Annotated in this window: 20 protein-coding genes; 3 read left to right on the top strand and 17 right to left on the bottom strand. The window is 52.3% G+C overall.

The window, feature by feature from the left end:
* The 16 genes from IM700_RS19455 to upp form a co-directional block, all read right to left on the bottom strand.
* Nucleotides 1–484, bottom strand: a 484-nt coding sequence (locus IM700_RS19455; RefSeq protein WP_204801185.1) for a hypothetical protein, incomplete at its 3' end; no start/stop codon positions are given.
* A gap of 351 nt (nt 485–835) precedes the next feature.
* On the bottom strand, nt 836–1,210 hold the full coding sequence (locus IM700_RS19450; protein WP_155607673.1) for a winged helix-turn-helix transcriptional regulator: 375 nt from the start codon (nt 1,208–1,210) through the stop codon (nt 836–838).
* Between the two features lie 162 nt (nt 1,211–1,372).
* Nucleotides 1,373–2,716 (bottom strand): UDP-N-acetylglucosamine 1-carboxyvinyltransferase, encoded by a 1,344-nt coding sequence (murA, locus tag IM700_RS19445; protein ID WP_193417118.1) that lies wholly within the window; start codon nt 2,714–2,716, stop codon nt 1,373–1,375.
* A 244-nt stretch (nt 2,717–2,960) separates the two neighbouring features.
* A complete protein-coding gene (locus IM700_RS19440) occupies nt 2,961–3,212 on the bottom strand; it encodes a DUF1146 family protein (protein WP_155607671.1) in 252 nt (83 codons plus the stop codon).
* 277 nt (nt 3,213–3,489) lie between these two features.
* Entirely contained in the window at nt 3,490–3,909 is a 420-nt protein-coding gene (locus IM700_RS19435; protein ID WP_193417117.1) for a F0F1 ATP synthase subunit epsilon, read from the bottom strand.
* A 59-nt stretch (nt 3,910–3,968) separates the two neighbouring features.
* A complete protein-coding gene (atpD, locus tag IM700_RS19430) occupies nt 3,969–5,360 on the bottom strand; it encodes a F0F1 ATP synthase subunit beta (RefSeq protein WP_155607669.1) in 1,392 nt (463 codons plus the stop codon).
* Between the two features lie 34 nt (nt 5,361–5,394).
* Entirely contained in the window at nt 5,395–6,258 is an 864-nt protein-coding gene (atpG, locus tag IM700_RS19425; RefSeq protein ID WP_155607668.1) for an ATP synthase F1 subunit gamma, read from the bottom strand.
* A 307-nt stretch (nt 6,259–6,565) separates the two neighbouring features.
* Nucleotides 6,566–8,080 carry a F0F1 ATP synthase subunit alpha gene (gene atpA / locus IM700_RS19420; RefSeq protein WP_155607667.1) on the bottom strand — a complete coding sequence of 505 codons (1,515 nt, stop codon included), beginning with the start codon at nt 8,078–8,080 and terminating at the stop codon, nt 6,566–6,568.
* A gap of 15 nt (nt 8,081–8,095) precedes the next feature.
* Complete coding sequence (locus IM700_RS19415) at nt 8,096–8,644, bottom strand: F0F1 ATP synthase subunit delta (protein WP_193417116.1); 549 nt, start codon at nt 8,642–8,644, stop codon at nt 8,096–8,098.
* Nucleotides 8,641–9,129: a F0F1 ATP synthase subunit B gene (gene atpF, locus IM700_RS19410; protein WP_193417115.1), complete on the bottom strand. Its 489-nt coding sequence runs from the start codon at nt 9,127–9,129 to the stop codon at nt 8,641–8,643. The genes IM700_RS19415 and atpF overlap by 4 nt, the downstream gene beginning before the upstream one ends.
* A 113-nt stretch (nt 9,130–9,242) precedes the next feature.
* A complete protein-coding gene (atpE, locus tag IM700_RS19405) occupies nt 9,243–9,467 on the bottom strand; it encodes a F0F1 ATP synthase subunit C (RefSeq protein WP_009223739.1) in 225 nt (74 codons plus the stop codon).
* 121 nt (nt 9,468–9,588) lie between these two features.
* On the bottom strand, nt 9,589–10,410 hold the full coding sequence (atpB, locus tag IM700_RS19400) for a F0F1 ATP synthase subunit A (RefSeq protein WP_155607664.1): 822 nt from the start codon (nt 10,408–10,410) through the stop codon (nt 9,589–9,591).
* Between the two features lie 31 nt (nt 10,411–10,441).
* Complete coding sequence (locus IM700_RS19395) at nt 10,442–10,822, bottom strand: ATP synthase subunit I (RefSeq protein WP_193417114.1); 381 nt, start codon at nt 10,820–10,822, stop codon at nt 10,442–10,444.
* Nucleotides 10,815–11,060: an AtpZ/AtpI family protein gene (locus IM700_RS19390; RefSeq protein ID WP_155607695.1), complete on the bottom strand. Its 246-nt coding sequence runs from the start codon at nt 11,058–11,060 to the stop codon at nt 10,815–10,817. The genes IM700_RS19395 and IM700_RS19390 overlap by 8 nt, the downstream gene beginning before the upstream one ends.
* Nucleotides 11,061–11,241: 181 nt before the next feature.
* Nucleotides 11,242–12,396, bottom strand: coding sequence for a non-hydrolyzing UDP-N-acetylglucosamine 2-epimerase (gene wecB, locus IM700_RS19385; RefSeq protein ID WP_280516399.1), 1,155 nt, complete (start codon nt 12,394–12,396; stop codon nt 11,242–11,244).
* An 871-nt stretch (nt 12,397–13,267) separates the two neighbouring features.
* Nucleotides 13,268–13,897: a uracil phosphoribosyltransferase gene (gene upp, locus IM700_RS19380; RefSeq protein WP_155607662.1), complete on the bottom strand. Its 630-nt coding sequence runs from the start codon at nt 13,895–13,897 to the stop codon at nt 13,268–13,270.
* A 276-nt stretch (nt 13,898–14,173) separates the two neighbouring features.
* On the opposite strand from upp, the gene IM700_RS19375 reads away from it, so the two are divergent.
* The 3 genes from IM700_RS19375 to IM700_RS19365 are packed head-to-tail and all read left to right on the top strand — an operon-like array spanning nt 14,174 to nt 16,411.
* Nucleotides 14,174–14,665 (top strand): RrF2 family transcriptional regulator, encoded by a 492-nt coding sequence (locus IM700_RS19375; protein ID WP_193417113.1) that lies wholly within the window; start codon nt 14,174–14,176, stop codon nt 14,663–14,665.
* Between the two features lie 58 nt (nt 14,666–14,723).
* The gene (locus IM700_RS19370; RefSeq protein ID WP_193417112.1) at nt 14,724–15,641 is read left to right on the top strand and encodes an NAD(P)/FAD-dependent oxidoreductase; all 918 of its coding nucleotides are present in this window, start codon (nt 14,724–14,726) and stop codon (nt 15,639–15,641) included.
* A complete protein-coding gene (locus IM700_RS19365; RefSeq protein WP_193417111.1) occupies nt 15,638–16,411 on the top strand; it encodes a class I SAM-dependent methyltransferase in 774 nt (257 codons plus the stop codon). Before IM700_RS19370 ends, IM700_RS19365 begins: the two co-directional genes overlap by 4 nt.
* Nucleotides 16,412–16,473: 62 nt before the next feature.
* Here IM700_RS19365 and glyA read toward each other — a convergent pair whose 3' ends face one another.
* Complete coding sequence (glyA, locus tag IM700_RS19360; RefSeq protein WP_155607658.1) at nt 16,474–17,721, bottom strand: serine hydroxymethyltransferase; 1,248 nt, start codon at nt 17,719–17,721, stop codon at nt 16,474–16,476.
* Between the last annotated feature and the right edge of the window lie 26 nt (nt 17,722–17,747).

The raw sequence follows: 17,747 nt of genomic DNA, 5'->3' as shown, positions 1-17,747 counted from the left end.
GCGCGATCAGCGCCGCCACCACGGGGGCGGCGCCTGCGCCGCCGCCCCATCTCCCGCTGCTCTTGCGGGAGATAGGGCGGCCTGGCCGCGTGCGGACGCTTACGCGCACGCGGCCCTCCGGCGGCACCGACCCAGGTGCCGCCAGTGGGGCCGGGCCCGGTGGGACCACCCGGGCCCGCGCCTCACCCAAGCTTCCCGCTGCCGTTCCCCCGAGACCCGTATTTACGGATCTCTCCGTTCTGCCCGCAACGTTTTTCCCGCCTCCTAGATTTACAGCCCCTTCAGTCTTCTCCGTTACGGGTCTCCCGTCTCCTACGTTTGCAGGTCTCTCGGTCCTGCCCGCCACGGTTCCCCCAAGTCCTGGATTTACGGGTCTCTCCGTCCTCTCCGTTACGTTTATGGACTTCTTGCTCTCTTCCTTACCGTTCTTTTCCTCTCGGCGAGGCGCCACATTTATTTTTACTACCTGGGACCGTTCCTGCATCGATTCGTTTACCTCCACCTCTATTCGTGCTGCTGTACGCTAATCACGCCTGCGAGCTAGCAACCTAGCTTTTCTCTCCTTATATCGTTTACCCGCTATACTTATAGATATGAGTTTTGGCAAAATGCTAGAACCCGTTTTCTCCCCTATTACGTTGAAACTAAAAAAACGCCTGACGGCGCTCTCGGGTAGCTCTTACTTTTACTTCCTTCGCATTAGATTGTTGTATTACTTTCAACATTTCGAGGATTAATTAGCTGCATTTAGCTAGACTTGGCCCGACCAAGATCGTTTAGACCCGTTCCTCCCCAACAAAAAAAGACCCGGTTTCCCAGGTCCTTCGCTAATTGCTTATCCTTGCACTTCCGTTTTATTCAGAAACGGCGCCGTCTTCTTGTAGGTCTCGCCCCATTCCTTCATCTTTTGAATAATCGGAATCAAGGTCTGTCCAAACTCCGTTAAGGAGTACTCTACCTTCGGCGGCACCTGATGGTACACTTCGCGATGCACGATGCCGTCCTCCTCCAGTTCGCGCAACTGTAGCGTCAGCATTCGTTGAGTGATCGTCGGGCAGATCCGGCGGAACTCGTTGAATCGGATCGGTCCATTAATCAAATGATACAATAGGACGCCTTTCCATTTACCGCCGATCACGTCCAGCGTGAACTCGACGGGACATCCTTCGTCATTGGGGCATACGCCATAGCCGCTTTTACGATCGCGCATTTCCGCATCCCTCCACACTTAGTATACAAATGATATCTACATTACATTATTGCGTATACAAACAATTATAGTTCGACTAGAGGGAGTGCACAAGTCAGCTATAGAAATGAAAAAAACCACGCCCCCGGCATGGTTTTCTCCGTACTCCTATTCCTTTATCCATCAGGCCCAAGAAGGCTGGATTTTCAATACCGGAATTTCTTCTTTCACACTGGCCGAAACCTTCTCGGTTTCCGGAGCCGGCTCCTCGACAGAAATGCGCCAAATGTCAGCGCCTAAGCCGGACAATTTCTCAGCCAGATCCACGTATCCGCGGTCGATGTGATGCGTCCCGCTGACTTCCGTCGTGCCTTCCGCCGTCAATCCTGCCAGGATCAGAGCTGCTCCGGCACGAAGGTCGGTGGCGCAAACCTTGGCTCCGCTGAGCTTGCTGCCCCCGGAGACGATCGCGCTGCGTCCTTCCACCTTAATGTCGGCGCTCATTAAACGGAACTGATCCACGTGCATGAAGCGGTTTTCGAAGACCGTCTCGGTAATGACGCTTGCGCCTTCGGACACCAACAGCAAAGCCATCATTTGCGACTGCATATCGGTTGGGAAGCCAGGATACGGTAACGTCTTGACGTCAACGGCTTTCAGCGGCTTGTCGGCGATGACTCGCACTCCGTTCTCTTGCGCTTCTACCGTTACGCCCATCTCCTCGAGCTTGGAAATGACCGGTCCAAGGTGATCCGCAATGGCCCCTTCAACAAAAATATTCCCGCCGGTAATCGCCGCAGCGACCATAAAAGTTCCGGCTTCGATCCGATCCGGAATCACCGTATGTTCGCATCCGTGCAACCGTTCGACGCCTTCAATCCGGATCATGCCGGTTCCCGCTCCACGGACAACGGCGCCCATGCTGTTCAGGTAATTGGCCAAATCGACGATTTCCGGTTCCTTCGCCGCATTTTCAATGATGGTTGTGCCTTCTGCCAAGGTTGCTGCCATCATGATATTCTCCGTCGCACCTACGCTGGCAACGTCCAAATAAATTTTAGCGCCGCGGAGGCGGCCGTTCGCTTTGGCTTCGATAAATCCGTGACCGAGGGTGATCTCTGCGCCCATCGCTTCGAAGCCCTTCAAATGCTGGTCAATCGGTCTAGTCCCGATCGCGCAGCCTCCCGGCAGGGAAATCCGGGTGAAACCCATCCGTGTCAACAACGGACCCATGACAAGAAAAGACGCCCGCATCTTTCGCACCCATTCATAAGGCGCTTCGCATGAAGCGATTTGCCGCGCATCGACCGTAATGACTTCCCGATCATAGGTAACGGCCGCTCCCAGCGACTCTAACACTTTATTAATGGTCATCACATCGTCTAGAGGTGGTGCATCTCGAATAACGCTAACCCCTTCTTCACCCAATAAAGACGCTGCAATGATCGGTAGCACTGAATTTTTAGCACCGCTGACTTTTACGTTCCCGGCCAAAACATTGCCACCGCGGACGATAAATTTGCTCATCATGGTTCCCTCCGCGCGTTCATTTTCACTTTTTTCCCGATTTGGAAAAAGATTAACCTGTTCATTCCCTAAATTTCATCATATCACCGGTCATTTAAGGCACACAAGGCTCTAATCCTGTCGAAAAAGCGTGTTTTGGCGCAGAAATCGCCTCTTGCCCCGTTTATGGACATGCTCTCGAGTCGTAGTCCTTACTCACCATTGTTGACACAATGAAATGATGTTATTCGACAAATTGCTTTGATCAAAACATGTACTTCAACATTTGGGTATATCCCCAATACTCCATCACAAAAGCGGCTACAAAACGCCCCAATACCACCGCGAGCAACAGCTGCAGCAGCTTTCCTTGAGGTCCCTTAGGGTGACGAATGAATAGATCCAGCTTCAAGTTTTGCAGCGCCCACCATGACAACGCAATGCATGCCAAGGAGACGAGGATGGCTGTCAAGCCGCCTACACCGACCGAAGCCGTTACCTGGTCGATTGGATTCATGACTAAATCCCCCATCACATTTATATTTATGCTGCAAGTACCTAAACGGTTAATCCTGATCTGTAACGCATTGCTCCAAGATTCACAACCTTGTAATATATATCGGTTATGAACTTGTAAAAATATAGACCTTATATATCATACTTGCCATCGCAGCAATAATCCAGCTTTTCTTCACCTTGCAAAGGTTTCCAAATTCATCTATCACCTAAATGTCATCGTCATGTCATTCTGCAAGAAAAAACAGGCACCCAAAGGTGCCCGTTATTCCGCAGATTTATTGCTTATGACGGTTGTCGCTGGATACGTTGATCCGCGTAACCGCCCGTTGCAGCGCCAGCTCTGCACGGCGATGATCGACTCGGTCCTGGTTGCTGCGAGCCGCCAATCGGCGTTCCGCACGCTCCCGGGCCGCAATGGCCCGCTCCAGGTCGATTTCTTCCGGCAGCTCCGCGCTCTCGGCTAGCACGATGACTTTATCGCTTTGCACTTCGATGAAACCACCGTGTACCGCGATCGTTGTCGTTTCCTTGCCGGTTTTCGCAACCACTGGAGCAACTTGCAGCGGTGTGACGAGTGGAATATGGCCTCGCAAGATGCCAAGCTCCCCTTCGAGTCCGCGGACCGTCAGGCTGTCCACCTCTTTCGAGTACACCACATGCTCCGGCGTAACGATTTCCAATAAAAAGCTGCTCAAGTTTATCCCTCCTGTTCGTGGGACAGTTCATTTCTGAAGCATCCGGATTCGGCTTGGATTTACAGCGTTTTCGCCTTTTCGACGGCTTCTTCGATCGTTCCTACGAACAGGAACGCCGCTTCCGGAAGGTCGTCGTGCTTGCCGTCCAGAATCTCCTTGAAGCTGCGTACGGTTTCCGCGATCGGAACGTACTTACCGGCGATCCCCGTAAACTGCTCAGCCACGTTAAATGGCTGCGACAGGAAACGTTCGATCTTCCGGGCACGTGCCACCAATGTTTTATCGTCGTCGGACAATTCATCCATACCCAGGATCGCGATGATATCCTGCAATTCTTTATAACGAGCCAAAAGTTGCTTCACGCCTTGGGCTACGGCATAGTGCTCTTCGCCCACGATTTCCGGCGTCAAAATCCGCGAGCTGGAAGCCAGCGGGTCCACGGCCGGGAAAATCCCTTTTTCGGAAATTTTCCGTTCCAAGTTCGTCGTTGCGTCCAAGTGAGCAAACGTCGTAGCCGGAGCCGGGTCAGTATAGTCATCCGCAGGGACGTAAATCGCTTGGATCGAAGTAACGGAACCTTTCTTGGTGGAAGTGATCCGTTCTTGCAGTTGGCCCATTTCGGTTGCCAGCGTCGGTTGGTAACCTACTGCGGAAGGCATCCGTCCAAGCAAGGCCGATACCTCGGAACCCGCTTGCGTAAACCGGAAGATGTTGTCGATGAAGAGCAATACGTCGCGGCCTTCTTGGTCGCGGAAATATTCAGCCATCGTGAGGCCCGTCAAGGCTACGCGCAAACGCGCACCCGGCGGCTCGTTCATTTGTCCGAATACCATCGCGGTTTTCTCGATAACGCCGGATTCCGTCATTTCCATGTAAAGGTCGTTCCCCTCACGGGTACGTTCCCCTACGCCGGCAAATACGGAAATCCCGCCGTGTTCGTGCGCGATGTTACGGATCAATTCCTGGATCGTTACGGTCTTACCTACGCCGGCGCCGCCGAACAGGCCGATTTTACCGCCCTTCGCATAAGGAGCCAGCAGGTCGATGACCTTGATCCCGGTTTCCAGCATTTCCGCTTGCGTCGACAGTTCATCGAACTTCGGCGGTTCGCGGTGAATCGGATATTTCAGTTCGGTAGCGGCTGCGCCTTTCTTGTCGATCGGTTCGCCGAGCACGTTAAACACGCGGCTGAGCGTTGCTTCTCCGACCGGAACCGAAATCGGCGCTCCCAAGTCGATCGCTTCCGTACCGCGCACAAGGCCGTCCGTCGAGGCCATGGCGATACAACGAACGAGGTTGTCGCCCAGATGATTGGAAGCTTCCAGAACCAGCGCAGACTGGCTGTCCTGCTTCTCAATTTTTATAGCGTTGAAGATTTCCGGCAGTTGACCGCGCTGAAATTCGATGTCAACAACCGGACCCATTACGCTGACAACGCGTCCTTTGTTCATCTTCGTTTCCCTCCTAAAATTGCTTCCGGATCGATTAGCCTTGGGCTGCGTTTGCTCCGGCAACGATCTCCGTGATTTCTTGCGTAATCGCCGCTTGGCGAGCGCGGTTGTACGTCAGGGTTAGTTCATTGATCATCTTCGACGCGTTTTTGGTCGCACTGCCCATGGCAGTCATCTTCGCGCCAAGCTCACTCGCCTTACCGTCAAGAAGCGCACCAAAGATCAATGTTTCGGCATATTTCGGAAGCAGCACTTCCAATACCCCTTCAGGCGAAGGTTCATACTCATAGCTGCTGGCCAGACCCTCATGCTCAACAGAGTCAAACGGAAGCAAACGCTCCACGGTCGGCAGTTGGGTAATCGCATTAACGAATCGGTTATAGCAAACGTAGATTTCGTCGAATTGCTCGGTTTCGAAGCCCTGCACCGCCGCATAAGTCAAAGACTTGATGTCGGCGAATCTCGGCGTATCCGAGAGTTCGGTTACTTCGTGGGACACCGGATAGTTACGGCGCTTCAAATAATCTCTGCCTTTACGACCGATCACGAAAAGTTCGTATTCCGAGGATGAAGCGTGGCGGGTACGAACCATATCCGTCACTTTCCGCAAAATATTCGCGTTATATCCGCCGACCAAACCGCCGTCGGACGTAATCACGATGTAAGCGGTCCGCTTCACCGGACGCGTCACGAGCATCGGATGGCTGACGCCTTGGGAGGCGGCAGCAATGCTGGAAACGACCTCTTTCAGCTTCTCCGCATAAGGACGGGAGGCTTGTGCTCTCTCCTGCGCTTTGCGCAGCTTCGCCGAAGCTACCATTTCCATCGCTTTGGTGATTTGCCGGGTGTTCTGAACGCTTTTGATCTGACGCTTGATTTCGCGCATCCCTTTTGCCATGATTTCACCACCTTAAACTTTGGCGTGGCCAAGCTTGGGTGCAAACCCTTTTGGGTCTATTGGGGCGGCGAGAATGAAATGTTCTTACGATCGCTGTTGTTCGCGGATTTCTTGAATTGATCAATTCAAATATAGTAGAAATCCGCTCACAAAGGCGAACGCTTCGCTTCTCCAGAATCATTTACATCCCCTTGCCGAAAGACCCATTAGGTTTCACTCTAGCAATTGGCATCCCCAAAGTATTTTTTACACACAGGCGTAAACCGGCGTTGCGCTTAGCCAAGGCCGGTTTGTGCCGCAAGAACATTTATGCCGTAGTCGCGAAACCGCGTTTGAATTGCTCGATAACTTCTTTCAGCTTCGTTTCGTTGTCTGCCGTCAGATCCTTCGTATCGCGGATCGATTGCAACACGTCGCCATGCTGATTTTGGACAAAGGACAGGAATTCCGATTCGAACCGGCGAACGTCGGCCAATGGAATATCGTCCAGGAAACCTTTAACCGCTGTGTACAAGCTGACAACTTGGAATTCGACAGCCAGCGGTTGGTTTACGCCTTGCTTCAGGATTTCCATCATCCGCGAACCACGGGTCAACCGGGCTTGCGTCGATTTGTCCAGATCGGAACCGAACTGGGAGAATGCTTGAAGCTCGCGATATTGGGCAAGGTCCAGACGCAGGGTACCGGCAACCTTCTTCATCGCCTTAATTTGCGCGGAGCCGCCTACCCGGGATACGGAGATACCAACGTTAACCGCCGGACGTTGACCGGAGTAGAACAGGTCGGACTCCAGGAAGATTTGGCCGTCGGTAATCGAAATGACGTTCGTCGGAATGTACGCCGATACGTCGGAAGCTTGCGTTTCGATAAACGGAAGCGCCGTGATCGACCCGCCGCCAAGCTCGTCGCTCAGTTTAGCTGCACGTTCCAGCAAACGGGAGTGCAAGTAGAAGACGTCACCCGGGAACGCCTCGCGGCCCGGTGGACGGCGAAGCAGCAAGGACAATTCGCGGTAAGCCGCAGCTTGCTTCGACAAGTCGTCATAGATGATCAGGACATGCTCGCCTTTGTACATGAAGTACTCGGCCATGGCTACACCGGCATAAGGAGCGATGTAGAGGAGTGGTGACGGTTCCGAAGCGGAAGCCGACACGACGATCGTGTAATCCAACGCGCCGTGGCGACGAAGGGTTTCCACTACGTTAACGACGGTGGATTGCTTCTGGCCGATGGCGACATAAATACATTTCACGCCGTTCCCTTTTTGGTTGATGATCGTATCGATGGCGATCGCCGTTTTACCGGTTTGACGGTCACCGATGATCAGTTCCCGTTGTCCGCGACCGATTGGAACCATTGAGTCAATCGCTTTGATCCCGGTTTGCATCGGTTCATGAACCGATTTCCGGTCGATAACGCCTGGAGCGTTATTCTCAACAGGACGGAATTCTGTTGTTTCGATCGGTCCTTTGCCGTCAATCGGCTGACCGAGCGGGTTCACGACGCGGCCTAACATCGCCTCGCCTACCGGAACCTGCATGATTTGTCCGGTCCGTTTCACTTGGTCGCCTTCACGGATTTCGCTGTAAGGGCCGAGGATAACGACACCGACATTGCTTTCTTCCAGGTTAAGGGCAAGACCAAAAACGCCGTTCTCAAACTCGAGCAGCTCGTTCGCCATGGCGTTCTCTAGTCCGTGGACACGGGCGATACCGTCACCAACTTGAATAACGGTGCCGACTTCGGCCACTTCGATTTCCGATTTATATTGTTCGATCTGACTTTTAATCAGAGTACTGATCTCTTCAGGTCTGATACTCAAGTGTTTCACCCCTATCTACAGTGCTTGTCTTCGAAAAGACTTTTCGAGCCGTTCCAGTTTCCCGGCCAAGCTTCCATCGTACAACGTATCGCCGATTCGCACTTTCATCCCGCCAAGCAGCGATGGATCGATCACATTCTCGACCCGAATCTTCTTCTTCACGAGTGTGCCGAACTCCGCAGCAACTTGCTGCTTCTCGTCCTCGTTTAACGGGTACGTGGTCGTAACCACTGCGTTAGCAAGCCCAAGCGCTTCGCCGGAAATGCTCACGTAAGCGTCCACCAGCTCTGGCAGGAGTCCGATTCTTCCGCGTTCCACCAGAAGCTTCACCGTAGAAACTACGGGTTTGGACAGTTTGCCTTCAATCGCGCGGGAAATGGCTTCCCATTTGGCGGTTTCCGTAATTTTCGGCGAGGCGATGAAATGCTCGATGTCATCCCCAGCCTGAAAAGCAGCCGCCAGCGCCTTCAATTCTTCTTCGACCTCTAGCGTCCGGCCTTCCGCCGCGGCGATTTCATATAACGCTTTGGCATACCGTTTTGCGGCTACGGTCTCGCGGCTCATGAGCGGCCACCGACCTCTTTAAGGTACTTGTCGACCAGTTCGCCTTGAACGCCTTCTTCGCTGACCTCTTTCTCGATCAACTTGGATGCGATCTTCACCGACACGGCGCCGACTTCGCTGCGAAGCTGTTCCACAGCGCGGTTCTTCTCGTTCTGAATATCGCGTACTGCTTCCTCTTTCAAGCGAGATGCTTCGTCCTTGGCTTGCTCCAGCATTTGAGCGGCTTGCTTGCCGCTTGTTTGCTTGGATAGCTCGATAATGTCGTACGCCTCTTTGCGCGCTTGCTGAAGGGCCGCTTTTTGCTCCTCCACAAAGGCAGTTGCCTGCTCGCGAGTTTGCGCCGCTTCGCTAAGCTGTTGTTGCACGAGCTCGCGACGTTTCTCCATCACGGACAACAACGGACCGAAAGCGTATTTGTTCAATAAGAAGTATAAAATCCCGATCGCGATCAACGCGATGACGGTGTTTTCCCATACGATTTCCAAACTTAAGTCACTCCTTTCCGAAGCCTATCCGCATTAGCGTATCGCCCACCCTGGGCTAAAAAGAAGGCGTGGACGGCTGTGGCCTTCCCCGCCATTTCTTTTTGAAAATTCGATTAAGCCTGACCAAAGAACATGAACGCCAGGACCACGCCGATGATCGGAAGTACCTCGATCAAACCAACGCCGATAAACATCGTCGTTTGCAGAGTGGATTTCGCTTCAGGTTGACGCGCGATCCCTTCCACCGTTTTGCTGATAACCATACCGTTACCCAGCGCTGCGCCAAACGCGCCCAAACCTGCTACGATAGCTGCTGCCAATAATGCCATTGCTCCCATTTTGTATATCCTCCTTAAAAGTAAAATCAAATTTTTATAGTTCAGTCAGGTTGAAGTCGTTCTCCAATCCGTAACTTGAAACTTAGCTTATCTTTGAAGCGCGGGAATCCAAACTCCCCGATTAATGCTCTTCCTCGTGGCTTTCGAGGTTTTGCGAGATGTACACCATCATCAAGATGACAAAGACAAAAGCCTGAATCGCACCGACGAAAATACTGAATCCGTCCCAAACCATGAGCAACGGAACGGAGAAGATTGCGCCGATCACGCTTGCTTTGGCCAAAGTCATGATCGTGGAGATCAGCACCTCGCCCGCAAAGATGTTCGCGTATAGACGAACGCCATGCGTCAGCAGCTTCGACAACTGCTCAATGATGTTAATCGGTAGGAAAAACGGATACGGCTGTACGTAATGCTTGAAATAATTTTTGGTATTCTTGATCATCCCAAGACCGTGAGATATGACGAATACCAGCAACGCAAGCGCCATCGTCACGCTGAGATCGGCCGTAGGAGATTTCCACCAGGCTACCTCGGCATGTGCTTCCTCACCCGGATGCTTCGCGTGTTCTTCCGCAAGCACTGTGGTCACCGAGGTAATTTCTTGACCGAAGATGGTTGCTTTTGCCGGATTATCATACTCCGTGACGACACCAAACGGTAGTCCGAGCATATTTGCGACAAAAATAAACATAATCATCGTCATGGCCAAGGAGAGGAATGGTTTCCCTTTCTTTAGATCCATGGTGCTGGAAATCATGTTCTGAACGAATTCGACCGCCCATTCCAAGAAATTTTGCAGCTTTCCGGGATTCTCTACGGATAAGTTCCGCGTCGCCAGGCGGGCAACAACAAACACGATCGTGCAAGTCACTACCAGCATCAAAATAACGGACAGGTCTATATGTAGGCCGCCCAATTCTATGACCGGAGCTTCATGCATGTTTTCTCACCCCCATTCCAAGTTGAATGTTTCAAGCCTCAGGCTTACGAGAAAAACGAATGCCTATAAAAAGAAGCAAAAATTGCGCAAAAACCAGACTGCCGGCAACCGCATACACATTGAGATGCTGCGGAAATTTCATAGCGGAAAATACCGCCAGAACCGCCAGTGCCGTACGGGTCAGAAACCCCATGTTCAACCGCTTCGAACCGCCGTTTACCGCGGCATCCAGTACCTGCCGGACCTTACGGCTGAGGTAAACCGCATTAATCCAGCTTACTGCTGAGCCGAGCGCAATGCCAAGCATAATGCTCTGAACTTTCGGCAATAAAGCGCCTCCGAGAAAACACAGGGCCAAGAAACCTAGGGTTCCGGCTGTCAAAGCACGGCTGTATTTCGACAGCTCATCCATTATTTCCCCCCACAACCGACTTAATCAGAGCGACGATGCCAAGGATGCCCGCTGCAATACCGATCAAAACGCCCAAACCAATGCCCAGGCCGTTCTTGAACCACAGCTTATCCATCCAGGTGCCAAGGAAGTAACCTCCTACAGCGCATACGGCAAAGTTCATTCCTAAAGCGGTTACCACAGCGACAGCCTTTCCAACGCTGTTGTTGTTTTTACCAGGTTTTGTCGGGTCTTCCATTTCAATCACCCTAATAATCCCAATTTATTTTACTAATTGTGAAGAGATCTTGTCAATTGAGGTTTTTTAGTGATTTAAAGCCTTGAAATGCTAAATTTGCCCTTGCCATCCTGAATAAAACGCATACAGCGTACAGTAATACTGTATACTTTTTTAGGCTCGCGATCAAAACAAATTTTCGTTAGTTTGTGAACTTTCTGTGAAATTCCTCCGGACGCTGATCCGAAAATCCGAAATGGTGACATATCGCATTGACAATTCTTTGCGATGCCTTTCCATCGCCGTACGGATTTGCTGCCCGGCTCATCGATTCATACAAGTTCTGATCGCTGAGCAACGCCTTTGTCCGCTCATAAACCATCTCCTCATTTGTGCCGACCAATTCCAGCGTTCCCGCTTCGATCCCTTCGGGACGTTCCGTCGTATCGCGAAGCACAAGCACCGGAACGCCAAAAGAAGGCGCTTCTTCCTGCAAACCGCCCGAATCCGTAAGTATCAAATGCGTATGAGGATAGAAGTTGTGCAAATCCACTACATCCAAAGGATCGATAAGTTTAATACGAGGGTGATTCCCCAAAGTTTCGTAAGCCGGCTCCCTCACCGCAGGGCTTGGGTGGACCGGATACACGATGGCTACATCCTCGAACTCATCGGCAATTCGCTTCACGGCACGGAAAATGTTCAGGTGCGGTTCGCCTTGCGATTCGCGACGGTGCGCCGTCATCAAAATAAGCCGCTTTCCGGCGGCCCAGTCCAGCACAGAGTTCGTGTAATTCGGCTGTACTGTATATTGAAACACATCCGTAACCGTGTTGCCTGTGACATATATAGCTGACTCCGGCTTATTTTCCTTGCGCAAATTACTTGCCGACCAATCCGTCGGAGCAAAGTGCAGATCGGCCAAAACGCCGGTCAACTGACGGTTCATTTCTTCCGGATAAGGCGACAACTTGTTCCAAGTACGCAGGCCGGCTTCGACATGCCCCACCTTAATTTGCTGCAGGAAGGCGGCATAACTCGCCAGGAATGTGGTCAATGTATCCCCGTGCACCAGCACGATATCCGGCTTGGCCTCTTTGAGGACGCCTTCTAACCCTTGAAGCACGCGAATCGTAATTTCGTTCAACGTTTGATTCGGCTTCATGACATCCAGATCATAATCCGGGACGATCTTGAAAACGTCCAATACCTGGTCGAGCATTTCCCGATGCTGGGCCGTCACGCAAACGATCGATTCGATCTGCTCAGGATGCTTCTGGAGCTCGAGAATCAACGGAGCCATCTTAATCGCTTCGGGTCTGACGCCGAAGATGGTCATAACCTTAATCTTACCCACCCTACTCAATTCCTTCCTTATAGAAGTAGTTTTAAAATCGTCTTTCCATCGCGATGCGAGTTCAAAGATGTGATTTCGACGTCGAATCTTGAATTCAGCCCGGGCTTTCCGCTGCTCACGTAGGCTTACCTACGCTCCGCTGCTCAATCCCTGACTTCATCCAACCTTCTCGGCGCTGAAAACCCGATTTTAAAACTTTGATTGAAACGGTTAAATATAAAATCGTCTTTCCATCGCGATGCATACTCACTGAAGTTGACTCGACGTCGAATCTTGAATTCAGCCCGGGCTTTCCGCTGCTCACGTAGGCTTACCTACGCTCCGCTGCTCAATCCCTGACTTCATCCAACCTTCTCGGCGCTGAAAACCCGATTTTAAATCTTGATCGAAATGGTAATTTATAACTAGGCTTTCCATCGCGATGCATACTCACTGAAGTTGACTCGACATCGAATCTTGAATTCAGCCGGTCGCTCCGTTGCTCACGTAGCCTCTAGCTACGCTCCGCTACTCCCTCCCTAGCTTCATCCAACCTTCTCGACGCTGAAAACCCAACTTTTAAATCTTGATTGAAATGGTCTTTCAAACTAGGCTTTCCATCGCGATGCATACTCACTGAAGTTGATTCGACGTCGAATCTTGAATTCAACTGGCACTCCGTTGTTAACGGAACCAGATGACCTTATTTGACCTAAAACACTAGGTTTTCGATTCTAACGGAACTAGGAGACCTTATTTACCTGAAAACGACCCGAGATTGTTGCCCAAAGGACAAATAAGGGCCCTGGGTTCCGTTAGCATCATAAAACACGAGAAATGGTCGAAATAAGGGCTTCGGGTTCCGTTAGAGCGGTCTCCAACCCAAACTAAATTACTTTGTGCCGTACAACCGGTCGCCGGCATCGCCTAAGCCTGGAATGATGTAGCCATGTTCGTTGAGGTGGCTGTCCAAAGCCGCCACGTAGATATCTACGTCAGGGTGCACATCATGGACCGCCTTAACACCTTCCGGCGCAGCGATCAGGTTCATCATCTTGATTTGGGTACAGCCGCGATTCTTCAAAGCGGTAATTGCCGCAATGGCGGATCCCCCGGTAGCCAGCATCGGATCGATCACGATCAGTTCACGCTCCTGTACGTCCGTAGGCAGCTTGATGTAGTATTCCACCGGTTGCAGCGTTTCCGGATCCCGGAACAACCCGACATGACCGACTTTTGCCGCGGGGAGCAATTTCAATACCCCGTCCAGCATACCCAGCCCAGCCCGGAGAATCGGAATGAGCCCCAGCATCCGTCCGGAAATGACCTTCGACTCCGCCTCAGCCACCGGCGTTTGCACTTTAATCGACTCCAGCGGGATCTCCCGCGTAATTTCGTACGCCATCAAGGTAGCTACTTCATCCACCAGTTCACGAAAATCCTTCGTGTTAGTCCGCATGTCACGGATAAAAGTCAGTTTGTGTTGAATCAAGGGGTGATCGCATACCACCAATTTTCGCATATTTCGTTCGTCCCTCCGCTTTTATAGCTAAGTCTTTACTTGCCATCTCGTTCCCATTCTTCGAACGCTCCACAAATCTTGTCTATTATATCACTCCAAGTTGGCATTTTCACCCTCGCTACAACATGTTGCAAAGCCGTCAAAAAGAAACCGCTTATATATGAAGCAACCCACTTGCAATCAGCCACAGTCATCCGTGAGCCCTTGACAGTCAGGATACCCATCCGATATTATGGATACACTAAGTCCATAATCATTCAAAGGAGGGGACCGTCCATGCAATATTCCAAAAGCACCGATTATGCGCTGCACGCCCTCATTCACTTAGCGAATGCGGAACGGCGCCAGAACGTCGGTATCAAGTCATTGTCTGAAATGCTTGGCGTGTCGGAAAGTTATCTCTCCAAAATCATGTCCAAGCTGCGGCAGGACGGCATCGTCCGCGCGGTACCAGGGGTGAACGGCGGTTACGAGTTAGCCCGGCCTGCGGATCAGATCACCTTTCTTGAGGTAATCCAAGTCATCGAAGGTCGGCAGCATTTATTCGAATGTTCGAATATGGAATCGAATCAGCATCGTTTGCTGGCTGACGAAGAACGCGACGACCGTTGCCAAGCCGATCATGATCCAGCACGATGCGTATGCCTGGTAAAGCAGGTCATGGATGGCGCTGAGCAACAACTGAATCGGTATTTGCAAGAGCATACGATCCAATCGGTGGTTGATGCAGCCGTTACGGCTCGGAGATCCCTTGCGGACAAGAAGTGATCCGACACTTCTTGTCGTTTAATTATAGATATTAAAGATCTATGGAGGTGCAGTAAAGATGGATAAAACTCTGTATGATGCCGTCATTATTGGAGGTGGGCCCGCCGGTTTAAACGCCGCCCTCATGTTGGGCAGAGCTCGTAAGAAAGCGGTAGTGATCGATGAAGGAAAACCCCGCAACCGCGTGACGCGAGAGGCTCACGGATTTCTTACTCGCGACGGAATTCCCCCGGGTGAGTTGCGACGGCTTGCAAAGGAGCAAATCGTCCGCTATCCCGGCATCACATTTATTGAAGAAGCTGTTCAATCCGCCGCCGGGGCGGACGGTCATTTCCAGATCACAACCGCCAAGGGAATCACCCTCCGCAGCAAGAAGCTGCTGTTCACCGTTGGCATGAAGGATCAACCGCTGAATATCCCGGGTCTCACTGAGGTTTATGGTCGGAGCGCCTTCGTTTGCCCCTACTGTGACGGTTGGGAATTACGCGATGAGCCACTGGTTATCATTTCGAGAGGGGCAGACGCCATGCACTTCATCCCGTTGATCTCCGGTTGGACGGACCGCTTCACGTTATGCACAAACGGCCCTGACGGGCTGACGGACGCGGATCGCGAGGATTTACGGCAGCACGGCGTCCCTCTCCACGACGCAAAGATTCGTTCCATCGAGTCAGAAGACGGGATTGTGCGGCAAGTTGTACTTGAGGATGGCACAGCGATATCGTGCAGGGGAATCTTCTTCCGTCCCGACCTGGCGATCGGCTCTAACCTCCCCCAATCCTTGGGTTGCCAGGTCACCGAAACGGGAACGATCATCGTTGACGAATTGGGGAGAACGACCGTACCGGGAGTATTTAGCGCCGGAGACGCCGTAACGATGCGACACCAGGCCATCGCGGCAGCCTCCTCTGGAGCAATGGCCGCCGCGGCACTGAATAATGAACTGAATCTGGAGGCATGGAGGAGGAACGGATGAACGAACCCCCTAACCGCTCAACAAGCAAACCCAATTCTCACGATCATCGGCATGCAACCTCCAGACCGGGCGTCGAGCTGTTAACCTGGCTGCATCCGCTGCCGGGCGAACGTATTCTCGACCTTGGCTGCGGGAATGGGGATCTCACGGCAGCTATTGCTGCCGCCGGAGCCATCCCTACCGGAATTGATGCATCCGAAGAAATGATCCATCGCGCGAAACAGAGGTATCCCGAGCTGGACCTTCAAGTCGGAGATGCTCGGCATTACCGGAGCGACAGATACTATGACGCCGTATTTTCCCATGCCGCTTTGCATTGGATCCAGGATGCGCCTGCCGTTACCGAAACGATCCGCCTCGCCCTGCGGAAAGGCGGCCGGTTGGCGGTCGAATTCGCGGGAAAAGGCAATGTCGCCGCATTGACCCGAGCTATCGAGCAGGTGTTGAAAACACATGGATATCCTTGGGAGGGGCTAAATCCTTGGTATCACCCCAGCATTGGGGAGTACGCTAGCCTGCTGGAACGAAGCGGCTTCCGCGTTACGTTCGCCCGGCATCTCGACCTTCCCACACCACTGAAAGGGGAAGAGGTCGTAAGAAAGTGGCTCGACAGCTTTGCTGACTATTTTTTCACAGGAATCCCATCTTCTGAGAGAGCTCCCCTGTACGATGCCATAGTCTCCCTCGCAAAACCCGCTTTATATAAGGAAGGTCAGTGGATGCTGGATACCAGTCGACTTCGCGTCATGGCGATCAAAGAGAGGGAATAACCTCCATCTTAAACACAAAAAAGCCGGGAGCAGTTAGCCCCCGGCTTTGTTACGTCAAGTTCTTAATATTTCAGGTTCGGGTACAACGGGTAACGGTCGGTCAACTCGGACACTTGTTTGCGAGTTTTGTCCAGCAGTGCTTCGTCCTTCGGCGATTTCAGCACGACCGCGATAATCCGGCCGATCTCCTTCATCGCTTCCTCATCCATGCCACGCGATGTAGCAGCCGGCGTACCGATCCGGATCCCACTAGTGACGAACGGACTGGTTGGGTCGAATGGAATCGCGTTTTTATTCACGGTGATCCCGATCGAGTCGAGCACATGCTCGGCGTCTTTGCCCGTGATGTTCAGGTTGCGTGTATCCACCAGCATCAGGTGGTTATCCGTGCCGCCGGAGACAATGTTCAAGCCTTCGGCCATCAGCGTTTCCGCCAGAACCTTGGCGTTCTTCACAACGTTTTCCGCATAGGTTTTAAAAGAAGGCTGAAGTGCTTCGCCCAACGCAACCGCTTTGGAAGCGATCACGTGCATCAGAGGCCCGCCTTGCGTCCCCGGGAATACCGCTTTATCAACCGCAGCAGCCCATGGCTGTTTGCACAGAATCATCCCGCCGCGCGGACCGCGCAACGTCTTATGTGTTGTTGTCGTCACAAAATGAGCATGCGGCACCGGGTTCGGATGCAGTCCTGCAGCTACGAGTCCGGCGATATGCGCCATATCGACCATGAAAAGAGCGCCCACGTCGTTTGCGATGGAAGCTAGTTTTTCGAAATCGATAATCCGCGGATACGCACTCGCTCCAGCCACGATGAGGCGCGGGCGATGCTTAAACGCCGCTTTGCGCACTTCGTCGTAATCGATCAAGAACGAATCTTCCTGAACGCCGTACGCCACGAAATTATAGAACAAGCCGGACGCATTAACCGGGCTGCCGTGGGTCAAGTGACCGCCGTGCGCGAGGTTCATCCCCAACACGGTGTCGCCGGTGTTGATCGCGGCAAGGTAAACCGCCAGGTTCGCTTGCGCACCGGAATGCGGCTGCACGTTCGCATGCTCGGCGCCAAACAATTCTTTGGCCCGGTCGCGAGCGATATTTTCCACGATATCGACACGTTCGCAACCGCCGTAATAGCGTTTGCCCGGATATCCCTCGGCGTATTTGTTCGTGAGCACGGAACCCATCGCTTCCATCACCGCCTCGCTGACGATGTTCTCGGAAGCGATCAGCTCAATATTGTTGCGCTGACGCTTCAGCTCCAAATTCATGGCCTCCAGCACCGCTGGATCTTGATTTCTCAAATTTTCCATCTTCCGTTATCCCCCTTATAATGAAT

Source organism: Paenibacillus rhizolycopersici, assembly GCF_014947195.2.
GTDB lineage: Bacteria > Bacillota > Bacilli > Paenibacillales > Paenibacillaceae > Fontibacillus > Fontibacillus rhizolycopersici.
The sequence above is the reverse complement of the archived record's forward strand: the minus strand, read 5'-3'. Positions and strand labels throughout refer to the sequence as shown.